Here is a 4601-nt window from a genome sequence, read left to right as displayed (position 1 = left end):
CCCTCCCGTCCGACACACGCGCCCGTCCCGGATCCGTCCGCGATCCCGCGACCGCCTCGTCTCCGTGCCGTCGCTCGGCCGGCCGTCTCAGACGGCCAGGCGCACCGGCAGGAAGTCCGTGAGGTCCGCGCGGGAACCGGACGCGCTGACGCGCGACTGCGCGACGGCCTCGTCCCAGCGCAGCTCGCCGGTGGCGAGCGCGAGCCAGGTCGTCGCGTCCGTCTCGACCACGTTCGGCGGCGTGCCACGCGTGTGCCGGGGTCCGGGGACCGCCTGGACGGCCGCGAACGGCGGGACGCGCACCTCGACGCTGTTCCCCGGGACGTCCTCGGCGAGGCGCTGCAGCGACCACCGCACGGCGGTCGCGAGGGTCGGCCGGTCGGTGGCCCCCTGCTGCACGGCGGTGAGCGCGGCCCGTCCCGCTGCGTCCTCGATCCTCCTGGGTGGCATGTCCACAGGCTAGCCGCCGCATCGCAACGGGCGAGTCGGGATCGGTAGGGTGATCGGGTGCGAATCCTCGTCCTCGGTTCCGGTGCCCGCGAGCACGCGATCATCACGGCCCTCCTCGCGGAGCAGGCCGGTCACGTCATCACCGCAGCGCCGGGCAACGCCGGCATCGCGGCCGACGTCGAGACCGTCTCCATCGACCCGACCAACGGTGCCCTCGTCGCCGAGTACGCGCTCGAGAACGGCGTCGAGCTCGTCGTCGTCGGGCCCGAGGCGCCGCTCATCGCCGGCGTCGCCGACCCGGTCCGCACGCGGGGCATCCCGGTGTTCGGGCCGAGCAAGGCCGCCGCGCAGCTCGAGGGCTCCAGGCGTTCGCGAAGCGGATCATGTCCGAGGCGGGCGTCCCCACCGGTCGACCCGTGTACGCCGGAACCGTCGACGAGGCCGTCGCCGCGATCGACGAGCTCGGCGCCCCGCACGTGGTGAAGGCCGACGGACTCGCGGCCGGCAAGGGCGTCCTCGTGACCGACGACCGCCAGGCGGCGATCGACCACGCCACCTACTGGCTCCAGCACGGGCACGTCGTGGTCGAGGAGTTCCTCGACGGCGAAGAGGTCTCGCTCTTCTTCCTGAGCGACGGGCACGACGTCCGGCCGCTCAGCCCCGCGCAGGACTACAAGCGCCTCGGCGACGGTGACGTCGGACCGAACACCGGCGGCATGGGCGCATACTCGCCGCTCCCCTGGCTCGCCGACCGCTGGGAGTCCGAGCGGGCCTTCGTGGACGAGGTCACCGACCTCGTCGCGCTCCCCACCGTCCGCCGACTCGAGCACGAGGGCACGCCGTTCGTCGGCCTGCTCTACTGCGGTCTCATCGTCACCGAGCAGGGCGTCCGGGTGATCGAGTTCAACGCCCGCTTCGGCGACCCCGAGACGCAGGTCGTCCTCCCCCGCCTGGCGACCCCGCTCAGCGAGCTCATGCTCGCCGCCGCCACCGGGCAGCTCGGCTCCACGCCGGACCCCGTGTTCCGCGACGACGTCGCCGTCACCGTGGTCCTCGCGAGCGAGGGCTACCCCGAGAACCCGAAGACCGGTCGTCCGATCACCGGCATCGACCAGGCGAACGCGCGCGAGGGCGTCTCCGTCGCACACGCCGCCACCGGGGTGCTCGACACCGAGCTCGTCGCGACGGGCGGGCGCGTGCTGAGCGTCGTCGCCACCGGGGCCACCTTCGCCGAAGCCCGCGACCGCGCGTACGCCGGCGTCGGCGACATCGCGCTCGAGGGCGCGCAGTTCCGCACCGACATCGCCGCGAAGGTCGCCCGATGAGCGCGGCGCCCGTCCTCGACGGCTGGCAGCACGTCTCCTCCGGCAAGGTCCGCGAGCTCTACGTCCCCACCGGCACCGCCGACGTCGCGAGCGCCACCGAGCTGCTCCTCGTCGCGTCCGACCGTGTGAGCGCGTACGACTTCGCCCTCGAGCCGCCGATCCCGGGCAAGGGCGAGCTGCTCACCCGGCTGTCCCGCTTCTGGTTCACCCGGCTGGCCGACGTCCCGAACCACCTCATCGCCCCGTCCGCCGGCGGGACCCCGGTGCCGGCGTCGGTCGCCGCGCGGTCCATGCACGTGATGCCGCTGACGATGTTCCCGGTCGAGTGCGTGGTCCGCGGGTACCTCGTCGGCAGCGGGTGGGCCGAGTACCAGCAGTCCGGCAGCGTGTGCGGCGTCCCGCTCCCCGACGGGCTGTCGAACGGGGACCGGCTGCCCGAGCCGATCTACACGCCGGCGTACAAGGCACCGCAGGGCGAGCACGACGAGAACATCTCGTTCGAGCAGACGGTCGAGCTCGTCGGACCCGAGGTCGCGTCGAAGCTGCGGGACCTCTCGCTCCGCGTCTACTCCGAGGCGGCGGCGATCGCGCTCGACCGCGGGGTGGTGATCGCGGACACGAAGTTCGAGTTCGGGCAGGATGCGTCGGGGCTGGTCCGGATCGCCGACGAGGTCCTGACGAGCGACTCCAGCCGCTACTGGGACGCCCGGTCGGGGAACCGGACGGAGTCGTTCGACAAGCAGATCGTGCGCGACTGGCTCAGCGCGAACTGGGATCGGCAGGGGACGCCTCCGGTGCTGCCCGAGGCGATCGTGTCGCGGACGGCCGAGCGCTACCGCGAGCTCATCGAGCGCCTGGGCGCGTAGGGGCCGGCGCCTACGCGTTCGGCCGCGCGACCGCCGGACGTGAGGCGCGAGGCCAGGCCGAGCCGCGCCTCCAGACCGCCCGCGCGCCGGAAGCCGGCGCGAGCGGGCACAACACGCCGCTCACGTCCGCCGAGGGAGCACGATGTGCCGCCCGCCGACGCCGAGCGCGACAGATCGTGCACTCTCGGCACACCCGCCGCGCCACGCGCCCGGCCGGCCGCGCGACCGCCGGACGCGAGGCGCGAGGCTGGGCCGAGCCGCGCCTCCAGACCGCCGCACGCCGGAAGCCGGCGCGAGCGGGCACAACACGCCGCTCACGTCCGCCGAGGGAGCACGATGTGCCGCCCGCCGACGCCGAGCGCGACAGATCGTGCCCTCTCGGCACCCGCCGGCGCCCCGCGCCGGCGCCCCGCGCGCGCGCCCGCGCGTCAGTCGCGCGCGACGACGACGACCGTCAGGTCGTCGCCCGGGTCGTGCGTCACCGCACGCGCCCGGATGCGCCCGAGGAACACGTCGAGCTCCGGAGCGTCCCGCCACATCGCCCCGAGCGCACCGAGGGACGCGAGCGTCGAGTCCCACAGCTCGAGGGCCCCGTCGCTGACGACGATGAGCACGTCCCCGCGCTCGAGTTCGAGCGTGCCCGTGACCCGCTCGGCCCCGACGGGGTGCAGGCCGATCGGCAGGTCGAACGAGCGCAGGACGCTCTCGGTGCCGTCCGCGTGCAGCTGCAGCACGAGGCCGTGGCCCGCGTCGGTGAACTCCATCCGCCCGGTGGCGGGCGTCAGTCGTCCGTGGAACATCGTCGCGAACGACTCGGCACGGCTGAGGTCCGGCCCGACCTGCGCCTCGAGTGCGGCCACGGCCCGGTCCGGGGCCTCGGTGCTCCGGGCGAGCAGGGCACCGCGGATGGTGGCGGCGAGGAGTCCCGCGGACATCCCCTTGCCCATGACGTCCGCCACGGTCAGCGAGAGGCTCGCGCCGTCGAGGTGCCAGTCGTGGAAGTCGCCGGACACGACGCCGTGCGGCAGCGACATGCCCCCGACGCGGTACCCGGGCAGCGTGACGCCACCGGGCTCGAGGCCGGCGAGCACGGAACGGAGCCGGTCCTCATCGGCGCCGGCGGCGAGCTCGCGCTCCGCCCACACGCCGAGCTCCTCGAGCAGCGCCAGCTCGTCGTCGTCGAGCGTGCGCGGCGTCGGGTCGATGAGGCAGAGCGTCCCGACCTTGACGTCGGCGTCGCCGGCACGGAGCGGCACCCCGGCGTAGAACCGCACGTTCGGGTCGTCGACCACCATCGGCATGTCGGAGTAGCGGACGTCGGCGCGGGCGTCCGGCACGACGACGGGTCCGTCGACCGCGAGGGTCCGACCGCAGAAGGTGTCCTGCAGCGGGATCGTCGGGCCGAAGGCGGTGTCGCTCTGCTGCGATTTGATGAAGACGTCGGACTCGCGTGCGAGGTTGAGGAACGAGCCGGAGACACCGAAGGCCTCGCGCGCGATCCGTGTGATCCGCTCGAAGCGCTCCTCGGGCCCGCCCTCGACGACGTCCAGGGCTGCGAGCAGCGCCGCCCGCCGGACGGCGTCCGTCGCGGGGTGGTCGGAGACGGCGGGCTCGTGGTGCATGCACCCACGCTAACGCGCACAACGGACAGTGACCGTCCCCAGAACGGAGGACGTGTGTCGCCCGTGACAGATGTCACGCCGGATCCGTGACGCACCGCAGAGGGAGCGGGGACCACTCCCCGGCAGGCTCGGAGCCATGAACGACACACCGGTCATCCAGCTCCGCGACCTCCGCAAGCGCTTCGGCGCCGTGGTCGCGGTCGACGGCGTCGACCTGACGATCCGTCCGGGCGAGGTCGTCGCCCTCCTCGGCCCGAACGGCGCCGGCAAGACCACGACGGTCGACCTCGCGCTCGGGCTGTCGACGCCGACGACCGGCGAGGCCCTGCTCTTCGGCG

General features: G+C 73.9%; 4 protein-coding genes and 1 pseudogene. 3 read left to right on the top strand and 2 right to left on the bottom strand.

Features of this window, described 5'->3' with window-relative positions; translation table 11 throughout:
* Positions 1-87: 87 nt before the first annotated feature.
* The gene (locus I5E_RS05570; RefSeq protein WP_031261651.1) at positions 88-450 is read right to left on the bottom strand and encodes a sterol carrier family protein; all 363 of its coding nucleotides are present in this window, start codon (positions 448-450) and stop codon (positions 88-90) included.
* Between the two features lie 57 nt (positions 451-507).
* Between I5E_RS05570 and purD the strand changes: the two are divergent.
* Positions 508-1775: pseudogene (gene purD, locus I5E_RS21255) on the top strand (phosphoribosylamine--glycine ligase).
* Positions 1772-2641 (top strand): phosphoribosylaminoimidazolesuccinocarboxamide synthase, encoded by an 870-nt coding sequence (locus tag I5E_RS05560; RefSeq protein ID WP_022906119.1) that lies wholly within the window; start codon positions 1772-1774, stop codon positions 2639-2641. Before purD ends, I5E_RS05560 begins: the two are co-directional and overlap by 4 nt.
* A 428-nt stretch (positions 2642-3069) precedes the next feature.
* Here I5E_RS05560 and I5E_RS05555 read toward each other — a convergent pair whose 3' ends face one another.
* Entirely contained in the window at positions 3070-4263 is a 1194-nt protein-coding gene (locus tag I5E_RS05555) for a PP2C family protein-serine/threonine phosphatase (protein WP_022906118.1), read from the bottom strand.
* Between the two features lie 136 nt (positions 4264-4399).
* Here I5E_RS05555 and I5E_RS05550 point away from each other — a divergent pair.
* On the top strand, positions 4400-4601 hold a 202-nt coding region (locus tag I5E_RS05550), incomplete at its 3' end, for an ATP-binding cassette domain-containing protein (RefSeq protein ID WP_031261649.1).

It is taken from the genome of Curtobacterium sp. B18, assembly GCF_000333375.1.
Lineage (GTDB): Bacteria > Actinomycetota > Actinomycetes > Actinomycetales > Microbacteriaceae > Curtobacterium.
This window is presented reverse-complemented; position numbering and strand designations above follow the sequence as displayed.

What these genes read in the sequence shown, in the direction of transcription:
- I5E_RS05570 (WP_031261651.1), bottom strand. Translation starts at nt 450, where the DNA reads ATGCCACCCAGGAGGATCGAGGACGCAGCGGGACGGGCCGCGCTCACC.
- I5E_RS05560 (WP_022906119.1), top strand. Translation starts at nt 1,772, where the DNA reads ATGAGCGCGGCGCCCGTCCTCGACGGCTGGCAGCACGTCTCCTCCGGC.
- I5E_RS05555 (WP_022906118.1), bottom strand. Translation starts at nt 4,263, where the DNA reads ATGCACCACGAGCCCGCCGTCTCCGACCACCCCGCGACGGACGCCGTC.